This is a genomic window from Pedobacter nanyangensis (assembly GCF_003313505.1).
Taxonomy (GTDB): Bacteria; Bacteroidota; Bacteroidia; order Sphingobacteriales; family Sphingobacteriaceae; genus Pedobacter; species Pedobacter nanyangensis.
In genome coordinates this window covers 42868-67282 of the sequence record NZ_QMHO01000004.1, presented here as the reverse complement: position 1 = coordinate 67282, position 24415 = coordinate 42868, and the positions used below count along the sequence as shown (strand labels likewise).

General features: G+C 42.2%; 23 protein-coding genes. 13 read left to right on the top strand and 10 right to left on the bottom strand.

Annotated elements, in window-relative coordinates; translation table 11 throughout:
* Positions 1-3 precede the first annotated feature (3 nt).
* From DUT71_RS08925 to DUT71_RS08910, 4 genes are read left to right on the top strand one after another with little or no spacing between them, the layout of a single operon-like run.
* On the top strand, positions 4-1593 hold the full coding sequence (locus DUT71_RS08925) for a RagB/SusD family nutrient uptake outer membrane protein (RefSeq protein WP_113662199.1): 1590 nt from the start codon (positions 4-6) through the stop codon (positions 1591-1593).
* Between the two features lie 12 nt (positions 1594-1605).
* Complete coding sequence (locus DUT71_RS08920) at positions 1606-2544, top strand: DUF5017 domain-containing protein (RefSeq protein ID WP_162795998.1); 939 nt, start codon at positions 1606-1608, stop codon at positions 2542-2544.
* A 13-nt stretch (positions 2545-2557) separates the two neighbouring features.
* A complete protein-coding gene (locus tag DUT71_RS08915; protein ID WP_162795997.1) occupies positions 2558-4552 on the top strand; it encodes an InlB B-repeat-containing protein in 1995 nt (664 codons plus the stop codon).
* 25 nt (positions 4553-4577) lie between these two features.
* Positions 4578-5480: a PorP/SprF family type IX secretion system membrane protein gene (locus tag DUT71_RS08910; RefSeq protein ID WP_162795996.1), complete on the top strand. Its 903-nt coding sequence runs from the start codon at positions 4578-4580 to the stop codon at positions 5478-5480.
* 3 nt (positions 5481-5483) lie between these two features.
* Here DUT71_RS08910 and DUT71_RS08905 read toward each other — a convergent pair whose 3' ends face one another.
* Entirely contained in the window at positions 5484-6410 is a 927-nt protein-coding gene (locus DUT71_RS08905) for a WD40 repeat domain-containing protein (protein WP_240186890.1), read from the bottom strand.
* 115 nt (positions 6411-6525) lie between these two features.
* Between DUT71_RS08905 and DUT71_RS08900 the strand changes: the two genes are divergently transcribed.
* The 8 genes from DUT71_RS08900 to DUT71_RS08865 all read left to right on the top strand — a co-directional run bounded on the left by DUT71_RS08900 (position 6526) and on the right by DUT71_RS08865 (position 12547).
* On the top strand, positions 6526-7407 hold the full coding sequence (locus DUT71_RS08900; RefSeq protein ID WP_113662194.1) for a MerR family transcriptional regulator: 882 nt from the start codon (positions 6526-6528) through the stop codon (positions 7405-7407).
* A 130-nt stretch (positions 7408-7537) separates the two neighbouring features.
* Positions 7538-9022 (top strand): phytoene desaturase family protein, encoded by a 1485-nt coding sequence (locus DUT71_RS08895; RefSeq protein ID WP_240186889.1) that lies wholly within the window; start codon positions 7538-7540, stop codon positions 9020-9022.
* 4 nt (positions 9023-9026) lie between these two features.
* Positions 9027-9881 carry a phytoene/squalene synthase family protein gene (locus tag DUT71_RS08890; protein ID WP_113662193.1) on the top strand — a complete coding sequence of 285 codons (855 nt, stop codon included), beginning with the start codon at positions 9027-9029 and terminating at the stop codon, positions 9879-9881.
* Positions 9871-10374: a hypothetical protein gene (locus DUT71_RS08885; protein WP_113662192.1), complete on the top strand. Its 504-nt coding sequence runs from the start codon at positions 9871-9873 to the stop codon at positions 10372-10374. Before DUT71_RS08890 ends, DUT71_RS08885 begins: the two co-directional genes overlap by 11 nt.
* The gene (gene idi / locus DUT71_RS08880; RefSeq protein ID WP_113662191.1) at positions 10371-10904 is read left to right on the top strand and encodes an isopentenyl-diphosphate Delta-isomerase; all 534 of its coding nucleotides are present in this window, start codon (positions 10371-10373) and stop codon (positions 10902-10904) included. The genes DUT71_RS08885 and idi overlap by 4 nt, the downstream gene beginning before the upstream one ends.
* Positions 10901-11365, top strand: coding sequence for an SRPBCC family protein (locus tag DUT71_RS08875; protein ID WP_113662190.1), 465 nt, complete (start codon positions 10901-10903; stop codon positions 11363-11365). The genes idi and DUT71_RS08875 overlap by 4 nt, the downstream gene beginning before the upstream one ends.
* Position 11366: 1 nt before the next feature.
* Positions 11367-11849, top strand: a complete 483-nt coding sequence (locus DUT71_RS08870) for a sterol desaturase family protein (protein ID WP_113662189.1) — start codon at positions 11367-11369, stop codon at positions 11847-11849.
* Positions 11846-12547: a lycopene cyclase domain-containing protein gene (locus DUT71_RS08865; RefSeq protein ID WP_113662188.1), complete on the top strand. Its 702-nt coding sequence runs from the start codon at positions 11846-11848 to the stop codon at positions 12545-12547. Before DUT71_RS08870 ends, DUT71_RS08865 begins: the two co-directional genes overlap by 4 nt.
* 176 nt (positions 12548-12723) lie before the next feature.
* On the opposite strand, the gene hisIE is transcribed toward DUT71_RS08865, so the two are convergent.
* The 8 genes from hisIE to hisG all read right to left on the bottom strand — a co-directional run bounded on the left by hisIE (position 12724) and on the right by hisG (position 21007).
* On the bottom strand, positions 12724-13329 hold the full coding sequence (hisIE, locus tag DUT71_RS08860) for a bifunctional phosphoribosyl-AMP cyclohydrolase/phosphoribosyl-ATP diphosphatase HisIE (protein ID WP_113662187.1): 606 nt from the start codon (positions 13327-13329) through the stop codon (positions 12724-12726).
* Positions 13330-13435: 106 nt separating this feature from the next.
* Complete coding sequence (gene hisF, locus DUT71_RS08855) at positions 13436-14191, bottom strand: imidazole glycerol phosphate synthase subunit HisF (protein ID WP_113662186.1); 756 nt, start codon at positions 14189-14191, stop codon at positions 13436-13438.
* 117 nt (positions 14192-14308) lie between these two features.
* Positions 14309-15058, bottom strand: coding sequence for a 1-(5-phosphoribosyl)-5-[(5-phosphoribosylamino)methylideneamino]imidazole-4-carboxamide isomerase (gene hisA / locus DUT71_RS08850; protein ID WP_113662185.1), 750 nt, complete (start codon positions 15056-15058; stop codon positions 14309-14311).
* Between the two features lie 88 nt (positions 15059-15146).
* Positions 15147-15761, bottom strand: coding sequence for an imidazole glycerol phosphate synthase subunit HisH (gene hisH, locus DUT71_RS08845; RefSeq protein WP_113662184.1), 615 nt, complete (start codon positions 15759-15761; stop codon positions 15147-15149).
* Positions 15762-16276: 515 nt separating this feature from the next.
* Positions 16277-17410, bottom strand: coding sequence for a bifunctional histidinol-phosphatase/imidazoleglycerol-phosphate dehydratase HisB (gene hisB / locus DUT71_RS08840; protein WP_113662183.1), 1134 nt, complete (start codon positions 17408-17410; stop codon positions 16277-16279).
* Positions 17410-18450 carry a histidinol-phosphate transaminase gene (hisC, locus tag DUT71_RS08835; RefSeq protein WP_113662182.1) on the bottom strand — a complete coding sequence of 347 codons (1041 nt, stop codon included), beginning with the start codon at positions 18448-18450 and terminating at the stop codon, positions 17410-17412. The genes hisB and hisC overlap by 1 nt, the downstream gene beginning before the upstream one ends.
* A 91-nt stretch (positions 18451-18541) precedes the next feature.
* On the bottom strand, positions 18542-19828 hold the full coding sequence (gene hisD, locus DUT71_RS08830) for a histidinol dehydrogenase (RefSeq protein WP_113662181.1): 1287 nt from the start codon (positions 19826-19828) through the stop codon (positions 18542-18544).
* 327 nt (positions 19829-20155) lie between these two features.
* Positions 20156-21007 carry an ATP phosphoribosyltransferase gene (gene hisG / locus DUT71_RS08820; protein WP_113662179.1) on the bottom strand — a complete coding sequence of 284 codons (852 nt, stop codon included), beginning with the start codon at positions 21005-21007 and terminating at the stop codon, positions 20156-20158.
* 271 nt (positions 21008-21278) lie between these two features.
* Here hisG and DUT71_RS08815 point away from each other — a divergent pair, with 271 nt between their 5' ends.
* Positions 21279-22859 carry a L,D-transpeptidase family protein gene (locus tag DUT71_RS08815; protein ID WP_240186888.1) on the top strand — a complete coding sequence of 527 codons (1581 nt, stop codon included), beginning with the start codon at positions 21279-21281 and terminating at the stop codon, positions 22857-22859.
* 470 nt (positions 22860-23329) lie between these two features.
* Here the strand turns inward: DUT71_RS08815 and DUT71_RS08810 are convergent.
* A partial coding sequence (locus DUT71_RS08810) for a T9SS type A sorting domain-containing protein (protein WP_205313891.1) occupies positions 23330-24415 on the bottom strand: 1086 nt, incomplete at its 5' end.

Here is a 24415-nt window from a genome sequence, read left to right as displayed (position 1 = left end):
CACATGAAAACGATAAACAGATTATCCCTACTTTTCGGATTGATGCTTAGCCTATCTTGTAATAAGATATTGGACGTAAAACCAGAGGAATATATCATTGTAGCCGATGATTATTATAAAACGGAAGAACAGTTGAACGCGGCATTAAGGGGCGCTTACGCCATACTGGCCGATGGAACCCTATATGGCGGAAACATGTTGGGACGCCTGGGCCTGGAAACCGATGAAGGCTACGAATCGTACGGATCGGATCTGGCCACCGTAGGCGATTACACCGTATTTGCCAGCGACTCGAAAATATTAGGCTATTACCGCTCGGTGTACAGGGGCATCAATAGGGCCAATTTGCTTTTGGAAAGCGTTGATGACCCAACCATTGACATTGCTTTGGCAGAAAGAAACCACATCAAAGGCCAGGCCTTGTTTTTAAGGGGCTACTACTATTTGATGTTAGCTACCAGGTTTGGTGGCGTACCCGTGCAACTGAAGGCCACACGCTCTGCCAAAACAGAAGATCTGCAAATTCCACGTTCGTCTCTAAAAGATGTTTATCAGGTGGTTTTAAATGATTTAAATGCCGCAGCCGATTTGCTAAAGCCCATTACGCAGGTAGCGGCAGGTACTATAGCTACCAAATCTGCCGCTTGGGGCATCTTGGCAAGAACCTGTCTATACATGGCCGGACAACCATTAAACGAAACTGCCAGGTATGCTGAAGCAGCGAATTGGGCCAAAAAAGTAATGGAAACCGGTCAGCACGATTTAAATGCTTCCTATCAGCAGGTTTTTGTGAATTTGGCCACCGATAAATTCGATACCAAGGAAAGCATTTTTGAAGTAGATTTTTGGGGAAATGGTACAGGTATCTATACCAATACCGGCGGCATGGTAGGTCGTAACAACGGCATCAACTATCCGGCCGACGACACCAATATCGGTTATTCCATTGGCGCCATTAGGCCAAGTGCCTGGCTGTATGAAGTGTATGAAAGCACTGACGTAAGGAGAGATTGGGCTATTGCTAATTATTACTACACCGGCACACCCCGCGTAAAAACGTTTTATACCGGCGGAACACCATTTCAACGTTATTGCGGCAAATTTAGACGGGAAAGCGAAGTATTGTTGCCTAAAAGTACCACCAGCACGCCGCAAAACTTCCCCATATTGCGCTATTCAGACGTGCTGCTGATGTACGCCGAAGGAATCAACGAATCCTTAAATGGGCCAAATGCCGAAGCAAATGAAGCAATTAACCAAGTAAGGCGCAGGGGAGCGGGCTTACCCGTTAACACACCAAATGCGCAGGTAGATGTGAACAATCTGCTATACGATGATTTCAAAGCCGAAATTAAGGAGGAAAGAGCTAGAGAACTGTGCTTTGAAGCTTTAAGAAAAAGTGATTTAGTGCGCTGGGGCGATTTTTATAACAACATGAAATTCGTATTGGGACAGGTGCCTGCTGGTACTTCTTCCTATCTGGTAAGTGCCAGATCGTATTATGGAAATGCCATGCCTCGCGACGTGGTATGGCCAATTCCAACCTATGAAATGGGCGTAAATAGAAAGCTTACACAAAATGTAGGCTGGTAAATGTTTAAGGATATGAAGATTTTTAAGTACAAATTAGGAATGTTTTTGGCTTTCTTAGCCCTTGGATGCGCTAAAGAGTATCAGGTGCAAGAGCCTACACTGAAGATCAACGTGGTCAAAAACACCGTAAAGGCTGGGGAAGTAGTTGTTTTTAATTTTGATGGCAATGCCGATTTCATTTCTTTCTATTCGGGCGAAACAGGAATGGATTATGCGTTCCACAACAAAGAAAGAATTTACCAGTCCAACAATGTCCTAAATTTCAGATCTGCAAAATATGCGGGAAACAACACTGATTGTGCCCGTCTTAAATACTCCACAGATTTTAATGGACAGTATGATAGGGAATCTATAAGAGCTGCTACTTGGATCGATATTAGCGATCAGTTTACCATACCGCCCATTGTAGGTACCAGTGCAACGTTTTCTAATTCAGGTGATCTCGAGATCTCTAATTTGTTTCCTGCCGATGGTAAGCCCATTTATTTCGCTTGGTTTTTTACCACTCAGGCCAATTCCCAACGCACCCAATTCCAGGTAGCCGAATTTAAGATACAAGGCGTAGTTACCCAGGATCCCAGCTTATCTGGGGTAGTGTACGATTTTGTAGATTGCGCTTTTAAATTGGTTTTAGGCGAGGGTTTTGATCATGTAACCGTATCTCCCGCACCAAATATCAACTCCACACGCATCTTATGGTCAGGCACATTTGCCAACGATACCTTTAAGGAAGGATGGGCCGTTAGCGCACCGTTGTACAAATCGGCACAGGTAAATCTAGGGCTCGACAAACCCAACCCAATCAAGGTGGTATCCGATCCCGAGTCAGCTTCCTATCAATATGTGTATAAAACTGCAGGAAAATATACCGCAACTTTTGTAGTGGCCAATAGCAGTGTTTACGGCCGTAAAGAAGTGGTGAAACAAATTGAAATCAATGTTGAACCCTAAAAAACGCTTACAGATGAAGAAAATAGCATACTTATTGTCATGGTTGTTGTGTGCGGGAACAGGCAACAGCTTTGCGCAGGTTTTTTCACAAAACTTTAGCAGTGCTAATACCGCATCGAGCTATGTAAATGCAACTACGCCAAACTCAGGGCAATTTACCTTCTTCAGTGCATTTGGTTCTTCGCCATTTGTGATCGATAATGGAAGACTAAAAATTAACAAAAACGGAACAGGCTCGGCACAGGCGGTAAGAAATGTGAATTTTGCCACTACGCCAAAAGTGGCCATTGTGAAATTTAAATTTGAGGTCGCCAATGCGGTTAATCCATCAACCGCCATTACCAATCAAGGTCATTTCTTTATCGGAAACGGATTTGAAAACAGTGCCAATTTGCCCGACAACATTGCTACTGCCGGTAATGCGCATAGTAAATTCGGGTTTTCCATTTCGGGCAATTCGTTTTCGGTCAACATCATGTCGGCTTTAAACGGGCAAACCAAGGCGCCCGAGTCGTCAACGCAATTGTTTTCCGGCGAACAGCAAATCACCTTTGTGGTGAATAATTCTGATAATCCAATCGTATATCAGGCGCCAGATGCTTCCTTTGTAAGTTTGGAGAACGATAAATGGGATTTATGGGTAGGAACCACCAAGGTGTACAGCAACCAGGCAGCTTTTGGCCCTGCGGTACCCCTCAATCAATTTAGAGTTGGTTTCCACTCCAATATCACTACTACCAATATCCTGCAGATATATTTTGATGATATTAATGTGTACGACGAGTCGATATTGCCCTTGTTTGTAACCTTTAATACCAACGGAGGGTCGGCAGTGCCCGAGATTTATGCCAATCCCAACCAAACTATTGCCCAACCTGCCAATCCAGCTCGTACCGGTTATACCTTTGGCGGATGGTATAAGGACGTAACACTTAGCACACCTTGGAACTTTGCTGCCGATGTAGTTACTGCTCCTACAACGCTTTATGCCAAGTGGAACCCCATTACTTACACGGTTGGTTTTGAAAGTAATGGCGGTACAGCGGTAAGCCCGGTGCAAGTGAATTACAATAGCACGTTTGCCGCACCAACGGAACCCACCAAAACCGATGTGGTTTTTGGAGGATGGTACAAAGAAGCCACCTTAACCACCCCATGGAATTTTGCCTCAGATGTGGTAACAGGAAATACCACCTTGTACGCCAAATGGAATGATCCAAGGCAGTACATTACCTTTCCTGCCATTAGCGACAAGGTTTATGGAGAAGCGCCATTTGCCCTAAACGCAACGGCCAGTTCAGGCCTACCGGTTGCTTATGAGGCCGTAACCAATAATATTACCATCAGTGGTTCAACCGTAACCATTATCAATACAGGCTTGGCCACCATTAAAGCCACCCAAGCAGGCAATGCTGATTATAATGCCGCTACCCCCGTAGAAATTAGTTTTACCATTGGTAAAGCTTCCCAAACGATCACTTTTGATCAGCCTACGCCTATTAGCCGATATGCCGGAGTGGTTACTTTGGCGGCAACAAGTTCATCGGGGCTTCCTGTTAATTTTTCGGCCAGCGAACCTGGTGTGGGGCTGATTACCGCCGATCAAAAGCTGCTGGTGAAAGGCCTGGGCAAAATCAAGATCACAGCGTCACAAGCCGGTAACGAATTTTATTTGCCAGCAACAAGTATAGAAAGGGAAGTGCTAATTCATACGGCGGGAAATTCGCAAATATTGGTTGCCCAGGCTTTATCGCCCAATGGCGATGGTATTAACGATGTGTTTGTGATTGAAGGCATCAAAGCTTATCCCGAAAACCAGGTGAAAATCATAAATAGGGGTGGAGTAAAAGTTTACGAACAGAAAGGTTACAACAACGAAAATATTGTTTTCAACGGAAAAAGTAACGGCGGCGACAAGCTGCCCGATGGAACCTATTATTATTCCATCGAGTATAAGCAAAATGGCCAATGGGTACAAAAAAAGGGCTATCTATTCCTTAAAAACTAATGCCGTCAATTTCAAAACTAAGAAAATGAAGATTAGATATATTTTTACGATACTGGGCTTTTGTTTTGTTCAATTAGCCGTTAAGGCCCAACAAAATACCAACTATAATCAATACGGTAACACCGTAATCCCGGTGAATACTGCGGGAAGTTTTCTGTATAAAGATGCACAAGTAAGTTTAATTGGGCGCTATCAATGGGTTGATTTAGAAGGGGCGCCTACGGCTTACCGTTTGGCCGCCAGTATGCCCATTGGAAAATCAGATCTAAGGGTAGGCTTAAACATCAGGCATGAAAACGTTTCTGTAGAGAAATTGGGCGAAGCCTTGGCTTTTGTGGGCAAGCAGGTACAGCTTTCAGGAAAGGATTATTTGGCAGTTTCGTTGGGGGCCGGGGTGAGCTATTATAACGGTAATTTTTCGCAACTGTCTTCATCAGACCCTTTATTTAGCAATGATTTAAGGGAAACCGAAGGCATGCTTACCGCAAGTGCCATGTATTATCGTCCCGATAAATTTTATGCCGGACTTTCAGTTCCCCGTTTAACTTTTTCGAAACTGGGCTTAGGCTCCAGCTCGCTGAATTACGATGCCAGTACTTTGTATCATTTCACGGCAGGGGCGGTTTTTTCTTTGGGGACAGATTTTGATTTAAAGCCCGCAACCTTGGTGAGCTATGCCAAAAACCTAGACATACAAGCAGATGTTTCGGCAATGGTTTATGTGAAGAAAACCTTTGGTTTGGGCGCAAATATTGGAACAGCGGGCGAAATTGCGGCTTTGGCTAGCTTGTTCATCAAGAATTTGAATATTGGCTTTGGGTATCAATTTGCTGCCAGCAGTGAGCCGCTTACACGAACTTTTAACAATAATACTTACGAATTTAGCCTGACTTACCGTTTTGGCAAAGGTTTTGGAGGGCTGTTGTAGCAATTAGGCTTCCAGCGCCCAAACCATCACTTTTTTATCGTCGCCAGTAGAAATCAACTTACTGCCGTCGTGGCTCCAAGCAACTTTATTAATGGAATGGGTGTGTCCAATGCCCATTTTTTCTATGCTCACAATTTTGTAGAGCTTAAAATTTTCGGCATCCCAAAGTTTAATGCTCTTGTCTTGGCTTGCCGTAACAAAGTAGGGCAAAACCGGATGGAAAACAATGTCGTAAATACCAAACATATGTGCCGGAATACTGGTGTTAGGTTGGTAGCTGATACCATCCCAAACTTTAAGCTGCGCATCCCTGCCGCCCGAAATTAAATACTTTCCACTAGGGTGGTAGGCCAGCGAAGTTATGCCTAAAGTATGTTCTTTTAAAACGGCCTTTAAGCTGTAATCATCGGCATGATAAATATGGATGGCGCTGTCTTTACAACCAAAAGCAATTTCTTTCTCATCGGGAGAAACAGCAATGCACCGCACCGTATCATGAGAGATCGGCAAACGATAAAGCTCCTCAAAATCATTTAAAGACCATATCGCCACGGTACCATCTTCACTACTCGTTAGCAGCTCATTTTTTCGTGAAACGGTTGCCATACCAAAAATAGGTTTGGTGTGCGCATTTATTCTAGCAATAACCGCTTGTTTTTGTAGGTCGAAAATAGAGAAAGCGCCGCTTCTTTCAGCTATAAATAATTGATTTTGATTAAGATGCAGGTAATACACCGAACTTTGCACGGGTAATTTAACCGATTGAAAGGCCATTTTTGCCAGCGACCATTCTACCACACCTTTGTCGTTGCCCGCGGTAAAAAAAATCCCATCCATATCGGGTTTTACAAGGGCGTACACCGGATTTTGATGTCCGGTAAAGGTGTGTAGGTGTTTTAGCATAGCACAAAAATAACTTTCTCTGCTCATAAATTTAAGGCATTAAAGGTTTTTGACAAGCCTTTGTCATTTCATGCAGGCATTTAATCAAACTTTTTTTGTCTAAATTTGTATTCTAATTACTTAAACAAAAGGTGATGTTGCTATGGGGGTCGTCGCAAAATATTCTATCAAAGATCTCGAAATACTTACCGGCATTCGAGCGGCAACCCTTAGGATGTGGGAGAAACGGTATGGGCTGGTTAAACCTTTAAGAACGCCAACCAATATTCGTTTTTATGGGAATGAGCATCTTAAATTATTGCTCAACATCAATGTGCTTAACCGTAATGGGATCAAAATATCGCACATTGCCAAAATGACCCATCAGGAAATTACCGAAAAGGTGAAAGATTTAAGCTTTATCAGAAGCGGCGATGATGATCTTTTTGATGGCCTAATGCTCAGTATGATTGATCTGGACGAAACGTTGTTCCAGCAGGCATTTTATAAAGCAGTTGCCAGGCTAGGTTTTGAAGATACGATTAACCGAATCATTTTTCCCTTTTTTAGCCGTATCGGGATCATGTGGCAAATTGATTCCATTAACCCTGCACAAGAGCATTTTATGAGCAATATGGTGCGGCAAAAGCTTATTTCGGCTATTGATCATATTCACGTAGCTGCCAATCCAACGTCTAAAAAAGTATTGTTGTTCCTTCCTGAAAACGAACTCCATGAGCTGGGCTTGCTCTTTTTTTGTTATCTGTTAAAAAATAAAGGCTATAAAACCATCTACCTTGGGCAGGCGGTTCCTTTAACAGACCTCCCAAAAATCCTGGAAGTAAGTAATCCAGATATTTTGATTTGCAATGTATCCAATCCCATGACAATTGGCGATGTAGATTTGTTTATCTCAAAACTGAAAGTGGTACCCCTTGGTAAAAAGGTGTATATCGCCAGCGCCAATATTTTTGAGTTAGCCCCCCAGTTACCCCAAAACTTTCAGCTTTTTGCCAGTTTAAAACAATTGGCAGCAGCCTTTTAAAGCCCGCTAAAAATCCTAACTGTTTTACGTTTCAGCTATTCGTTGATCGGCTAATATTGTTGTTCTTTATTTTGTTTAATTTTTTTTTAAAAAAGTTAAACAAAATAAAGTTAAGTTTGTTCACTGAAAGATGATGGTTAAAAATCCCCCACATGTAGTTGTTATTGGAGCTGGTTTCGCCGGACTAAGTGCGGCCATTACTTTAGCCGATAAAGGCTATAAGGTTACCGTAGTGGAAAAAAACCAGGAAGTAGGGGGCAGGGCCAGAGTTTTTGAAAAGGATGGTTTTTCCTTTGATATGGGGCCCAGTTGGTATTGGATGCCTGATGTGATGGAGAAATTTTTCAATCAATTTGGGAAATCTGTGTCAGAATATTTCGAGCTAAAACGGCTTGATCCTTCCTATCAGGTAATTTATGGTAAAGATGACGTGCTATCTGTACCTGCCAATTACGAAGCCTTAAGAAACGCTTTTGAAACAATTGAATTGGGTAGTGGAGCTCAACTGGATAAGTTTTTGGCAGAGGCCGAGTATAAATATAAAGTAGGCATTAACGAATTTGTGCACAAACCAAGTTTAAGCCTATTCGAATTTATGGATGTTAAGGTAATGAAAGCCGCATCCAAAATGGACTTGCTACAGTCCTTTGCCAAGCATGTGCGGCGCTATTTCAAATCGCCCAAATTGTTGCAGTTGTTGGAGTTTCCAGTATTGTTCCTGGGAGCGGTTCCCAAAAACATTCCTGCTTTGTACAGCATGATGAATTATGCCGATATTAAATTGGGCACCTGGTATCCAATGGGAGGTTTTGGCAAATTGGCCCAAGCCATGCATCTGTTAGCGTTAGAAAAAGGAGTTGACTTTAAAACCGGAACCGCCGTAACGGCTATCGAGGTGTTTGATCGTAAAGTGAAAAAAGTGATCACTGCCGATACAGAGATCGCCGCAGATATGGTAATAGGAGCGGGCGATTATCACCACATAGATCAACAGCTGTTGCCAAAAACGTTGAGCAACTATACAGAAAGTTATTGGGATAAACGGGTAATGGCGCCTTCATGTTTGCTATATTACGTTGGTGTAAATAAAAAACTGCCTAAACTACAGCACCATAACCTCTTCTTCGAAACTGATTTTGAAAAACATGCTCAAGCAATCTATGAAACACTAGAATGGCCTGAAAATCCTCTTTATTATGTGTGCTGCCCATCAAAAACAGACCCTTCGGTAGCCCCAAAAGGCATGGAGAATTTGTTTATGCTTATTCCCGTTGCACCGGGGCTAACAGATACCGAAGAAATCAGGACTAAATATTTCGAAGAACTGGTAGACAGGTTGGAGGATTTTTGTGGCGAGAAGTTCCGCGAAAACATCGTCAGCAAAACTACCTATGCCTATACCAATTTTGTAAATGATTACAATGCCTTTAAAGGGAATGCTTACGGTTTAGCCAATACCCTGGCGCAAACTGCCCTATTAAAACCATCTATCAAAAACAAAAAGATCAAAAACTTATACTATACGGGGCAGCTCACTGTGCCAGGGCCTGGTGTTCCGCCAGCCATTATTTCTGGACAAGTGGTAGCCAATTATATTGTAAAACATCAAAAATAAGTAGATGAAAGCACTGTTCGACCAAGTCTCGGCCAAATGTAGTCAAATTACCACGCAAAGTTATAGCACGTCCTTTTCGCTGGGAATTAAATTTTTATCACCTAGTATCAGGCCGGCTATATTTGCCATTTATGGTTTTGTGAGATTGGCCGATGAAGTGGTGGATTCTTTTCAAGGCTATGATAGAAAAGGCTTATTGGCGCAGTTAAAAATGGAAACATACGCAGCCTTGGAAAGTAAAATCAGCTTAAATCCAATCATCAATAGTTTTCAGCAAACAGTACATCAATATCAAATTGACGTAGAACTGATCGAAGCCTTTTTAGATAGTATGGAAATGGATTTAGAAAAGCAGGTTTACACCAAGCAGTTGTATGAAAAATACATTTTTGGCTCGGCCGAAGTAGTGGGCCTAATGTGCTTGAAGGTTTTTTGCAACGGCGATGCCCATGAATATCGTACTTTAAGGCATGCTGCCATGAAATTGGGCTCGGCATTTCAGAAAGTGAACTTTTTAAGGGATATCAAAGCTGATCATCTGGAGTTGGGCAGGATGTATTTCCCTAATATGGATTTTAATTGTTTTACTGAAGAAGATAAGGCCCTGATTGAACAGGAAATTAAAGCTGAATTTGACGAGGCGCTGATAGGTATTGCCAAATTGCCGCGTTGCGCAAAAAAGGGCGTATATTTGGCCTACGTTTACTATAAATCATTATTTAGGAAAATACAGGGAATTCCTGCTAAGCACATTATGGAAAAAAGGGTAAGGGTGCCTGATTTTCAAAAGGCCTTGTTGATGTTGAACACTTTTTTTGTGCCGCAGGTTACCGGAAAATTATCTGCCAATGTGGGTTAAACCAATTGTTTTATTGATTTCGGCTTTTTTTTCGCTTTTGGCAGATTCGTCAAAGCAGAACATCAGGTCAATGTACGCTAAATCGGTAGATAGTAAGCAAATGGCGCAAAATCTGCTTTCAATTTTAGAGAAACAAGAGCAGAGTGCTTTTGTGCTGGGATATCGTGGGGCAACCAAAATGGTGATGGCTAAACACGTTTTCAACCCCTTTACAAAGCTGAGCTATTTTAATGCCGGAAAGAAAATGCTTAACACGGCCATTTCAAAAGATAATGATAACGTAGAACTGGTGTTTTTAAGGTATGCCACCCAAGTATCTGCGCCGGCCATATTGGGCTATAATCGCCATATCAACATGGATAAAAAGCAAATTTTAAATAGCTTGGGCAATCATGAAATAGATGAACAACTGGCCAAAACCATTATTTCGTTTATGAAAGTTCAAGAATTAACGCCCCAAGAGCAACAACTATTAGCCATAGCCACCAAATGAAAGAAGAAGTAATATTGGTTGATGCCGAAGATAGAGAGATTGGTTTGATGGAGAAGATGCAGGCTCATCAGGAGGCCAAACTGCACCGTGCTTTTTCTGTTTTTTTAATGAACGATAAAAATGAAGTGCTGCTGCAACAACGTGCGCTTGATAAATATCATTGCGGCGGCATGTGGACCAACACCTGTTGTAGCCACCCAAGGGCGGGAGAAACCTTGCAGAATGCCGTGAACAGACGTTTACGGGAAGAAATGGGAATTGCTTGCGAAACAAGTTGGGTTTACAGTTTCATTTATCAGGCAGATGTGGGCGGTGGATTATTTGAACATGAATTTGATCATGTGTTTTTGGGAAGATTTTTAGGCATACCGCAACCCGATGACACTGAAGTAGCGGGTTGGAAGTATGTAGCCTTGGACCAGCTGCAGGCTGATGTAATGACCAATCCAGGCCAATACACCCCTTGGTTCAAGATCATTTTGGCAGAAGTATTGAAGAAAAACCTTTTAGATGGCTTGCTTAGCACATGAAAAAGTACGAATTATATAGAGAAACCGTTTTGCCCATTACCTCGTTGGAGGCTTGGGACTTTTTTAGCAACCCAAGTAACCTTGCCAAAATTACGCCGGTAGAGATGGATTTTAAGGTGATGACAAAAGATTTGCCTGCGCATATACACAACGGCCTGGTCATCGAATACCTGGTGAGGCCTTTGGCACGTATTCCGTTAAAATGGATCAGCCAGATTAGGGCGGTAAACGCACCCTATTCATTTGTAGACGAACAATTGAAAGGGCCTTATGCGTATTGGCATCACGAGCATATTTTTGAAGAAAAAGGCGGTTCCGTTTTGATGAAAGACAAGGTGACCTATGCCATTTCTTTGGGGTGGCTAGGACAGTTGATAAATCAATTGATAGTGCGCAAAAAACTGGACCAAATTTTTGATTATAGAACAGAACAGGTCAAGGCCATCTTTAAATCGAAATAAAATGGTTTTAACAATAATTGTTTGTGTAGTATTGGCTTTTGTGGCAATGGAGTGTGTGGCCTGGCTGGCACACAAATACCTGATGCATGGTTGGCTGTGGAGTTTGCACAAGGATCATCACAAAAAGGATGATGGACAGGTTTTTGAAAAAAACGATTTCTTTTTCCTGATTTTTGCCACACCTGGAATTTTATTGTTTTTATTTGGCTCCATTTGGGGCAACGCCGTGATGATAGGCACCGCCGCAGGCATTACCTTATATGGCTTTTGCTACTTCCTGGTGCATGATATTTTTATCCATCAACGTTTTAAATGGTTCAGAAATACCAATAATATTTATTTGAAGGCCATTAGAAGAGCACATAAAATGCACCATAAACATTTGGGCAAACACCATGGCGAATGTTTCGGCATGCTTTGGGTGCCTTTTAAATATTTTAAAGAAGCTGTACGCCAACAGAAAATGCAGCAAAAAACCTCATGAAACCATATACCTATTTGCTTGTTAACTTCTTTTCGGTGATTGTGCCATTTTTGTGTTCCTTTCATCCGAAATTGATGTTTTGGAAAAATGTGAAGGCTTTTTTGCCCGCCAATATCATCACTACGGTTTTATTTTTAGTTTGGGATGTTTGGTTTACTCAAAAAGGCGTGTGGGGCTTTAATCCCGATTATGTGATTGGGGTTTTTATATGGGGCCTGCCCATTGAAGAAATATTGTTTTTTCTGTGCATTCCGTATGCCTGCTTATTTTCATACCACTGTTTTGGCGTTTGGAAGGAACAATCACTGAGAAAATATCCCACCAAAGCAATTTCTATTCTTCTGGTACTTTTTGGAGTGGTGATGTTGTTTTGCTTCTATCATAAAATGTACCCGATGATGAATTTTGTGGTGTTTATTTTGCTGATTTCCTATTTGGCATTTGTGAAAAAGCCCAACTGGTTGGGGCAATTTTATTTCACCTACCTCATCATGATCATTCCATTTTTGCTTGTGAATGGCGTGTTGACAGGAACAGGGCTGGAGGCACCCATTGTTTGGTACAATAGCAGTGAAATCATCGGGTTGCGTATAAAAACCATCCCTTTTGAAGACGTTTTTTATGGGATGAGCCTTATCGGTTTGAATATTCTGCTTTATGAGAAGTTTCTGTTAAAGCGCAGTAGGGGAGTAAAATAGCTATCTGCGTCCATTTCGATGAAGAATAAGTAGAATGGAAAATCAACGAAGTTAAATCTAACGATTAGTAAATACACATATCGTTAGCATGAGCTTTTCTTATTTCAATTATCCTTTAGTTGATAACATGACGAACTACTTCAAAATGACGAAAAGCCTGTGTTTATCTAAATGGATTACTTATGCCTTTTCTCTAAATTTTCAGCAATATCCTTAATGCTTAATCCTTTCTCTTTGAGTAAAAACATTAAATGAAAAACCAAGTCTGAAGCCTCGTTAATCAAATCTTCCCTCGTTTCAGCCAGGGCAGCTATCACGGTTTCCACACCTTCCTCGCCAACTTTTTGGGCTATTTTATTTAACCCCTTTCCCCGCATCTTATTAATGTAGGAACCCTCCACTGGGTTTTCGTACCTATCGTTAATAATGTTTTCCAGTTCGAAGATGAAGTTTTGGTTGAATGCTGTTTTAAAGCAACTTCTTGAGCCAGTATGACAAGTTGGTCCAACAGGATTCGCTTTAATCAATATGGTATCATGGTCACAATCCAAAGCAACAGACTGGACAAATAAAAAATTACCGCTTTCTTCGCCCTTTGTCCATAAACGGTTTTTAGAGCGAGAAAAAAAGGTGACTTTCCCTTCTTGTTGTGTTTTTTGAAAAGCTTCGGCATTCATATAGCCCAGCATCAGCACTTCTAAAGTCTGGTTGTCTTGCACTACTACGGGAACTAAGCCGTCCGTTTTGGTAAAATCTATTTGGCTGGTATTGATGTTGCTCATTTGTTGTTTTGTTAGGTCGTCATTGCGAGGTACGAAGCAATCTCATAACTTTAGCGTATTTTAATCGCTTTAGGATTGCTTCGTACCTCGCAATGACGGTACAGTTTTATATTCTTACTGGTATCTGATGTTTGCTTAATTCCTGTTTTAAATCTGGGATTAAAATCTCCCCATAATGAAACACCGAAGCCGCTAAGGCCGCATCAACGTTTGCTTTTTGGAAAACTTCCGTAAAATGTGCCATATTTCCCGCTCCGCCCGATGCGATGATGGGAATATTGATCATTTCGTTTACTTTTTTCAATAAATCGCAGTCAAAGCCCGCCTTGGTGCCATCGTGATCCATTGAAGTCAACAGTATTTCACCAGCACCTAATTCCTCGGCTTGTTTAATCCAATCTTCGGTTTGCAGTTCAGTAATCAATCGTCCACCGTTTAAATGCACCCAGTTTTTTCCGTCTATGTGTTTGGTGTCTACAGCAACTACTACAAACTGCACTCCGAAAGCCCTGGCCAGTTCCTCGATCAGTTTGGGCTTGCGCACCGCTGCAGAGTTGATGCTGATTTTGTCGGCACCTGCATTGAGCAAAGCCTCGGCGTCTGCAATCTCGGTAATGCCACCCCCAATGGTAAAAGGAATATTCAGTTGCCTGGCTACGGCTTTCACCATCTCAATCATCGTTTTACGACGCTCATGAGTAGCGGTAATATCTAAAAATACGAGTTCGTCAGCACCTTGTTGTGCATATTGTGCGGCCAGTTCTACAGGGTCGCCAGCATCTCGCAAGTCAACAAAGTTTACACCTTTTACGGTTCGCCCATCTTTTACATCCAGGCAGGGGATAATGCGTTTAGAAAGCATAGAGGTGTTTGGGTATTTAGATATTAGTATTTAGAAATCAGCAAAGGCTGCCGTGGTGAGTGGTATAGCACAAAGTCTAAATACTAACTACTAACTACTAATATCTTTTAATCTATTTTATATCGAACTCAACTCCTTCAAATTCCATTGCTTTACTTCCTCAATGGTGATTCGGTTTTCGTAAATGGCTTTGCCTACTACCACACTTCTGATGGGTAGCTGGGCCAATTCCCTGATGTCGTCCATAGAACTAACGCCTCCAGAAGCAATGAGTTTGATCATGGGCGAGTGGTCAAGCAGTTTTTTATAAAGCGCTACGGCAGTACCGCCCAACTTGCCGTCTTTATTGATATCTGTACATAAAAAGCGGAAAAAGCCTAAAGCAAGGCACTTGTCCACGTAGTCCATGAGTTTAATCGGCGAGCTTTCCATCCAGCCAGAGTACTTGATCACTTCATCTAATACGTCAATGGCAATCACGATGCGGTTGGCATAGTCATCCTTTTTGGCAAAAGCCTCGCTTAGTTGCGGTAAAAAATCAGGGTTGCTGATGGCTTGGGTGCCTACAATTACACGGTGTATTCCCGCATCCAGCAAATTGGTAACCTGCTCAATAGTGCGGATACCACCACCATATTGCACTTTCATGTCGGTTTTTTTGATGATTTCGAACAATGCTTTTTGATTGCTGAAATCGCCTTTGGCGCCATTCAAATCTATAATATGGATAAAATCTGTACCGTTAGACCGATATTGCTCGATCATGTCTTCGATAGAAACGTTGTATTCAGTTTTCTGGTTGTAGTCGCCTTCACGCAAGCGAACTACCTTGCCATCTAAAATATCAATTGCAGGAATGATATACATTTTCTATAAGTTAAAGTTAAAAGTCTAAAATTAAAAAGGTTGTGGTTGTCTGGTATTAGCTAATCCTCAAATTTATCATGTCAGCCAATTATCTGATCATTGAAAAGTTTTTTAATAACTGTTCTCCGGCTTCGCCAGATTTTTCTGGATGGAATTGAACGCCGAAGAAATTGTTTTTTTGTACCGCTGCCGAAAACTTATTGCCGTAAGTTACCGAAGCGATGTCAAAAATAGGGTTATATTCAATAAAATAAGAATGAACAAAGTAAAATTGTGCATGAGGTTTAACATTGGTAAACAACGGATTGTTTGCAAAATTTACATTGTTCCATCCCATGTGGGGTATTTTTATTCCCAGCGCCCTGTCAAACAATTTAGTTTTTAAGGGCACAATGTCCAATAAATCCGCATTTCCTTCTTCAGAATGGCTGGTAAGGAGCTGCATGCCCACACAAATGCCCAGCACGGGTTTGGTGAGGGCTTTAATCGCATCAACTAATCCGGTTTGTTGCAGTTTTTGCATGGCCGCACCAGCATGCCCCACCCCCGGAATAATGATGTGGCTGTACTTTTCCAAGTCGGCTTCTGTGTTAACCATTCCGTAGCTGATCCCTTGCCGGTCTAAGGCTGCCGTTAGGGAGAAAATATTGCCAGCGCCGTAACTTACAATGCCGATGCTGTTATTTGTTGTGTTTTCGTTCATTTTTTCAGTTTTTGAAAACGAATGTTTGTATTTTATAGCTTCTGTAGCCCCGCTATCCGCTATAAGTTTTAAGGCTATTTGTTATTCCGAGGAACGGGGGATCTCATTTGCTTTATGTTATTTAACCGGAAGTGGCCACCTAAAACTTTCCGCTACTATCGGGTTTAATTCACTTTTTTCAGTGCCTTGTATTGCCTCTAATCAGTCCGTCGTTGCAAGCTTTGCGAAGCAATCTTAAAGCGTTTAATAACTATCGTTGTAAGATTGCTTCGTTGTGCCTCCTCGCAATGACGACAAAGTTTCAGTAAGCCATCTTTATCGTTAGTTCTCCTCTCTCCTCAAAGAGGAGAGAAAAGCATTTGGGAAAGGAAGTTCTTACTCTTTGCTCTTTACTCCTTACTCCTTACTCCTTACTCCTTACTCCTTGCTCCTTGCTCCTTGCTCCTTGCTCCTTGCTCCTTGCTCCTTACTCCTTGCTCCTTACTCCTTGCTCCTTACTCCTTAATCCTTACTCTCTATAACACTCCCTTCGTGCTCGGTAACACCATTTTTTCTGCGTCACGTTTAACCGCCATTTTAATTGCCTTGGCAAAAGCCTTAAAAATCGCCTCAATTTTATGGTGTTCGTTTTCCCCTTCGGCTTTAACGTTCAAATTACATTTAGCTGCATCGCTAAACGATTTAAAGAAATGGAAAAACATTTCCGTAGGCACATCTCCTACACGTTCACGTTTAAAATCGGCCTCCCAAACAATCCAGTTCCTGCCACCAAAATCAATGGCCACCTGGGCCAAGCAATCGTCCATAGGTAAGCAAAAGCCGTAGCGTTCTATGCCTAATTTGTTGCCTATTGCTTTGGCAAAGGCTTCGCCTAGGGCAATGCCTGTATCTTCCACGGTGTGGTGCTCGTCAATGTGTAAATCGCCTTTGGCAATAATCTCTAAATCCATTCCTCCGTGACGAGCGATTTGGTCCAGCATGTGGTCAAAAAAGTTTAAACCCGTGTCAATCTTGGCCTTGCCCGTACCATCTAAATCTAATGTGATGCTAATATCCGTTTCGTTGGTTTTACGCTCATGCTTCACCGTTCGGGCGCCACCACGCAGAAAAGTGTAAATATCTTCCCAGTTTTTGGTTTCCAAAGCAATAATGTCGCTTAAGGTTTCGTATTTATCCAAATTCTCGGCAGACCCCAATCCATCGTTGTTGCGGATGTAAATCCCCTTAGCACCCAAATTCTTGGCCAGCACAATGTCGTTAAGCCTATCGCCAATCACAAAGGAGTTTGGCAAATCGTACTCTGCTCCAAAATATTTGGTCAGTAGGGCAGTACCTGGTTTACGGGTTGGCGCATTGTCTTTCGCAAAAGTTTTATCAATTACAATCTCATCAAATACTACACCTTCCGCGGCATAAGTATCTACAATAAAATTATGTATGGGCCAAAAATTTTCTTCAGGATGCGACAGGGTGCCCAATCCATCCTGATTGGTTACCATCACTAATTTATAGTCTAGCTCTTTGGCAATTTTGGAAAGGTAATATAACGCCCTAGGGTAAAATTTCAGCTTTGCGAAACTGTCTACCTGTTCATCTTCAGGTTCAAGATTAAGGGTGCCGTCTCTATCGATAAATAGGATTTTGGTCATTATAGTTTTTCTAATGCGGTTAAAAGTTGGTTGTTTTCTTCAATGGTGCCAATGGTAATGCGCAGGCAGTCGTCGCAAAGCACTACTTTGGAGCGGTCCCGTACAATAATGCCCCGGTCTACCAATTGGTGGTAGGTCCAGTGTGCATGGTCAATTTGTGCTAAAATAAAATTAGCATCCGAGGGGTAAACTTTTTTAACGTTTGGTAATCTGCCCAATGCGTTGCTTAATCGCTCTCTCTCGTTTACCGTTAATCTTATCCAGTCATTTACTTGTTGGATGTTTTCCAATGCTGCCAAGGCCAAATCCTGGGTAGCTTGGTTAATGTTGTAGGGAGGCTTTACCTTGTTCAGGATGTCAATTACATGGGTCGAAGAAAATGCCATGCCCAAACGTAGAGCCGCCAGGCCCCAGGCTTTCGAAAAGGTTTGCAGTACTACCAAGTTGGCATATTCCGTTAATTCTTGAATAAAGGTCTTCTGCTTGGCAAAATTGATGTAAGCCTCATCAATCACCACCAGGCCTTTAAAGTTGGCTAAAATCGTCTCTATATCGCTTCTGTTTATAGAGTTTCCTGTAGGATTGTTGGGCGAGCAAATGAAAATGATTTTGGTGTTGGCATCAATCGTTTCGGCAATCTTCTCCAGGTCCAATTGGAAATCGGGAGTAAGGTTCACTTTTCTCACTTCAACGTCATTGATGTTTGCCGACACTTCGTACATGCCGTAGGTAGGCGGTAGGATAATCACATTGTCTTTCCCAGGGTTGCAAAAAGCCCTGAAAAGTAGGTCAATCGCCTCGTCGCTGCCATTGCCCAAAAAGGTGTTTTCGATGGGAACTCCTTTGATTTTGCTGATGGCATCCTTTAGGTCCAATTGCAGGGGATCTGGATAGCGGTTATAGTCGGCGGGCAGTGGTGAGCCAAAGCTATTCTCATTGGCGTCTAAATAAACACTGGCCTGTCCCTTAAACTCGTCCCTGGCGGTAGAGTAGGGGCTAAGGTTTTTAATGTTTTCTCGTTGTAGGTCTCTTATGTCCATGTGGGTTGTTTTTTGGGATTAAAGAGCAAGGAAAAAGATAAAAGACTGAAATAATAATTTGTCCAGTATCTACTTCTTTGTTCTTTGCTCGTTATTCTTTGCTCTTAAGTCTAATACTCACTGCATTTTTGTGCGCCTGTAGGCCCTCGGCTTCTGCAAGTACTTCAACCGTACCGCCAATATTTTTTAAACCATTGACAGATAGATGTTGAAACGTGATTTTCTTCATGAAAGTATCAACAGAAACCCCAGAGTAAGCTTTAGCAAAGGCACTTGTAGGTAAGGTGTGGTTAGTTCCCGAAGCATAATCTCCTGCGCTTTCGGGGGTTAGGTTGCCCAGGAATACAGAGCCCGCATTACTGATGGCTGGGATGAGCTCTTCGTATTTTTCTGTGGCCAATATCAAATGTTCTGGCGCATAAAGGTTGCTAAATTCCATGCCTTGGGCAAGGTTTTCAACCAGCATTACATAAGAATTGGCGATGGCCGCTGCGGCGATGTCTTTCCTTGGTAAAGCGGGCAATTGCTTTTCCAATTCGGCTATAACTTTATTTGCAGTATTGTTTGAGGTAATCGTTAAAATCGACTGACTATCAGTTCCGTGTTCTGCTTGAGCTAAAAGGTCTGCGGCAACGTATGACGGAATGGCAGTCTCATCGGCGAGCACCAAAACCTCTGATGGGCCAGCAGGCATGTCAATGGCAACGCTGTTTTGGACCTGTTTTTTGGCTTCGGTAACATATCGGTTTCCGGGACCGAAAATTTTGTAAACCTGGGGAATGCTTTCGGTACCGTAGGCCATAGCTGCTACGGCTTGGGCGCCGCCAACCAGGTAAACCTTTTCGATGTTGAGTAGGGTAGCCACATAAGCAATGTAGCAGTTTACCTTGCCGTTTTGTTGGGGTGGGGAGCAAACCACAATTTCTTTACAGCCCGCAATTTTAGCGGGGATGCCCAACATTAAGAAAGTGCTTGGTAATACCGCGGTGCCGCCCGGGATATACAGGCCCACCCGTTCAATTGCTCTTGCCTCACGCCAGCAAATTACCCCTGGCATGGTTTCTACTTTGTTCTCTTGCCTAAGTTGTGAAGCATGGAAGGTGTGGATATTTTGGTAGGCGGTATCGATGGCATTTTTAACCGATGAAGGAATTTGTTTCGCGATTTCGGCCAGTTCGTTTTTGTCGATAAAGAGCGAAGAAAGTTCAATGTTGTCGAACTGTTGAGCGTAACTGAACAAGGCATTGTCGCCATTGCTTTTTACGTTGTTGATGATTTCTTCTGTCCTCGATTTAACCAAATTGTCGTCGGAAATGCTTCGGGAGCACAGTTCTTTCAGTTCTTGTTGAGTTAAATCTTTAAAGTTGTAGATTTTCAATGTTTTAAAATTTTAAATTAACTAATAGTTAATAGTAAAAATTAAATATTTTGAGTGGTTTTATTCCTTTTTAACACATATAGGCATGTCATTTTTTTTAAGTCGGTCGTCATTTCGACCGCAGCAAAGCGAGTGGAGAAATCTTTGAAAATGGGTTTAAATTCTTGTTCAAAGATTTCTCGACTACGCTCGAAATGACGAAAAGCGATACTTGTTTCTTTATTCATTAGCCTGTAATTTTCTGAACTAACACGGGAAGAAAAACGAGTTTGGCTTCCTTTTTTGAAACTGCTTTCTATGCGTTTATGTGGTTCCAATATTTCAAACTTACGTAATGATTTTCTCGATAGGCATCACCACGATACCTTGTGCCCCTGCGGCTTTTAGGCTATTGATTTTTACCCAAAAATCTTGCTCATTAATTACCGAATGAACGGCTACCCAATCGTCCTCGAACAAGGGAACTACCGTTGGACTTTTTACCCCAGGTAATAATTCAACTACTGCTTTAAGGTTTTTCTTCTCCACATTAAGCACCACATATTTGGTCGTTCTGGCCCTTAGCACCGATTGGATTCTTTGCACCAATTCTAATACTTCGGTATTGAATTCCAGGCCTGGTGTACAGATCAGTGCCGCCTGCGAATCCATCACGCTAGTGAAAGGCCTAAGGCCGTTGTTTTTTAAGGTGCCGCCAGTAGATACGATGTCGAAAATGGCATCGCTTAAGCCTAAGCCCGGACCAATTTCTACCGAACCCGAAATATTCCTGATTTGCGCTTCTACTTGATTAGCTTTTAGGAATTTTTTCAAAATCACGGGGTACGAAGTGGCAATTACCTTGCCGTCTAGCTGCGCTACGCTATTGATTTCACTGTCGTTTTTAACGGCAATTTTTAGCGTGCACTTGCCAAAACCTAGCTTTTGAAGGTAAGATACCTTGGCTTCTGTTTCAACAATCACATTTTCGCCCACAATGCCCAAATCGGCAATGCCGTCTTGCACGTATTCGGGGATATCATCATCCCTAAGGAACAGAATTTCCAAGGGAAAATTGGTTACTGTTGAAATCAACGAGCTTTTATAGTTTTCGAAAGATAAACCACAGTTTTTAAGAATTTCTACTGATTTTTCGTTTAATCTACCCGATTTCTGGATAGCTATTTTAAGAGTTTTCACTTGCTAAAATTAAAGGATAAGAAATATAAAATCTATTTTAAACCGCTCTGAAGTACAGAACATCACATTACATATCGCCGCAATGGCGATGGTGGTAATGTACGTGATGGTTTAAAAATTGAATCATTATACTAACTTTCTTTTCCTTAATTTTGCAGGAACGTACGGCAAATATATACTAGTTTAGTATACAATGCAAAAAATAATGGCATTTTATTTGTATTGAATGCTCATCTAAGATAAATTAATGTTGATTAATCCCCCGCTAAGTTTGAAGAAAACGCTACTTATTTCTCTTTTTTGCAGTGTTTTATGTGCGTGTAGCTGGTTTAAGGAAAAACCGGAAATTGCTGTAGTACTGACTGAACATTTTAACAATAAGCTGTACAACAAATTTGACACCGCTGTATATAAGCCCATCTTTAAAGCAAAATTAGAAGCACAGCGCAAAGGCTTTTTGAATCCTAAGGTCATTACTGCCTTTTATGAAAAGCATGAATATTTGCCCCAATTAGTGACCCGTTTCTACGTGAACGGACAGTTAGACAGTTTGAAAAACTATCTATTCAATAGCAAGTTGGATGGTTTTAATCCAGAGATATTTAACTACACTGCTTACGAGAAGCAATTGCAAGTACTTAACCGAAACCAGTTTAAAAACATTGATGAGGTTTATGGTGCCGTAGCTGATCTTGAATTAAGCACTGCCTATGCTTTAAACAAGTACACCAATTTTATGGGCTATGGAAGTATCAATCCGCGAAACTTCTTTAACCGGTTTTATATTCAGGTACAACGTCCTGATAGCCTGAAAATGGACTCGGTATTGAACACCGACAATTTGGTGGCTAAATTAAAAAAGGCACAGCCTGCTACGAGCGCTTATTTGGCGCTTAAACAAGCATTGGCCCGTTATCGCGATAGCTTGGGTACTGATGACGCGCCACCAGTAAAAGCCATTAAGATGAACCTGGAGCGCATGCGCTGGCGTTTGCCGCTACAAACGGAGGAGTTGGTGGTGGTAAATATTCCTGATTTTACGCTCACCTGGTTTAAACAAAGCGATACCTTGGCGCATATGAATGTTTGTGTAGGAGCTAAGCGTGAAGCAACCTATGCCGAAAAGATGAAAGTCTTTTTGAAATCGGGCAAGTTGGACGATAAACCTAAAAACCACGAAACGCCCCAACTGTTCAGTGTTTTTAATGCCATACAGGTAAACCCCATCTGGAACATTCCGGTGAGTATTGCCAAGAGCGAAATTTACTGGATGGCCAGAAAAGACCCTTTTTATCTTTCGAATAACAACATCAAGGTTTATTACAAAGACAAATTAGTGGCCGACCCCGATACCATTGATTGGAACAAATATCCACGCGAAAAACTGCCATTTAAATTTAAGCAAGGTTCTGGAGAGGGCAATGCATTGGGCAAGTTCAAGTTTGTGTTCGACAATAGTTCGAGCATTTACCTGCACGATACCAACAACAAATACGGGTTTAAGTTGGCCAATCGTGCCATTAGCCATGGTTGTGTGCGTATTGAGCAACCTTTAAAATTTGCAGAGCTGATGGTAAAAGACAAGTATCAATACGATAAATTACGTATGGACGTGGATTTGCCGCCGATTGATACCACCAAAAACGAGATCTTTAAAAAGAAATTAGCCAAGAAAACGGATACGTTAAATGTGTTCCAGTTGAAACCCACTTGGTATTCGCCCCGCAAGAGTATTGGTGTATTTATTGCGTATTATACGGCATGGGCCGATGGTAAAGGAAATGTCCAATTCAGGCCAGACGTTTACGAGTACGATCCAATTCTTTGGGAGGCATTGAAAAGATATATGTAATTTCTAGATTGAGGCATGATGTGTCTATGTAGTTTATTGAATAGCAATATAGCCACATTGCGGCATTGCAAGCTCGATTTTAGTAGAACGAAGAAGCTTTGCTACGGATTGAGATGATGAAAAATCACTAAAGGCTTACCACGAACTCATTCCATTAAAATTTTCATGGAATACACTCCCTGTTCGCCATGCTTTCTGAGGTGAATATTGAATTTATCATAAAAGTGCTTTATCCACTTATGTAGACTCTTTGGTGTATGCACAGCCATGGCAAAAAGTGAAGTAAGAGTGATTTATAATTAGGACAGCGAAAAGAAGGTATCCCTGCCTTCTCTCATGCTTACTTAGCGACATGCACGTCAGAAAATTACCCGTACCAACACCAAAGACAGAATATTGGAAATTTTTCCATCTAAAAAGCCCCGTAGTAAAATACCGCGGGGCTTTTTGGATTGTTTTGGGCCTGCTACTTAAAGTTTAATAAGCTTGTGTACACTCTTTTTACCCTCGCCGATAAGCACAATCGTATAGGTTCCAGGAGGTAGCGCCGCTACATCAATGGCTTGCTCGGTATCGGCCGTGCCAATCTTTTGACTTCTCACCACCTTGCCCAGCATGTCTGTTAACTGTACTTGGGTATAGGCTTTTGGTTCAAAAGTTATCGTTACCGTATGTCTTGCCGGATTTGGATGCAAGGTCACACCATCCTTGGTCACCGCAGTAAAATATACTGTTTTGATACCGTAGTCCTTGCGGTCCCCATTATTGTCCAGTTGCAACAGCTGGTAGTAATTGTTGCCGTTGCTTGGCTGTTTATGTACAAACGAATAGCGCTTTCCAGTATTGGAGTTGCCAAGGGCATCTTGTCTGTTAATGATGCTGAACTTTCCATTTTCTGTAGCGTGCAGCAGTTCAAAGTGCGAGGAGTTGGTTTCCGAAACGGTATTCCATGAAACTTCTACACCTCCAGAAACGGATTTGGCCGCGAAGTTGGTTAGCGTTACCGGAAGTGGGTCTACCACGGTGATCGTGACCGGTACAGACCAGGAGCAGGAATTGGCATCCGTAGCAGTGACATTGAAGTTGAATGTTCCTGTTGCGGTAGGAGTGCCCGATAGTACGCCGCCCACAGAAAGGTTTAGTCCGGTAGGTCTAGTTCCCGTAGTACTATAGATGTAGCTTGGAGTGCCGCCTGTAGCCGTAAAGGTATAGCTAAAGGCTGCATTTTTACTGATGGCAGTACTGCCACCGTAACTCATAGTTACAGCCGTTGCCGGCTGTCCAACGGTCACCGATCTGGTGATCTGGCAGCCGTTAAAATCGGTTACGGTTACGGTGTAGGTGCCTGAGGCCAGTCCTGTAGCTGTAGCATTGCTGCCACCGGACGGGGCCCAGGAGTAGGAGTATGGGGTTGTTCCTCCCGTTGCCAGGATGGTAGCGGTACCGTTTGATCCACCGTTGCAACTTACGTCAGTTTTGGAGGCTGTTCCGCCAAGCGCCGCCGTCGGCTGTCCAACGGTCACCGATCTGGTGATCTGGCAGCCGTTAAAATCGGT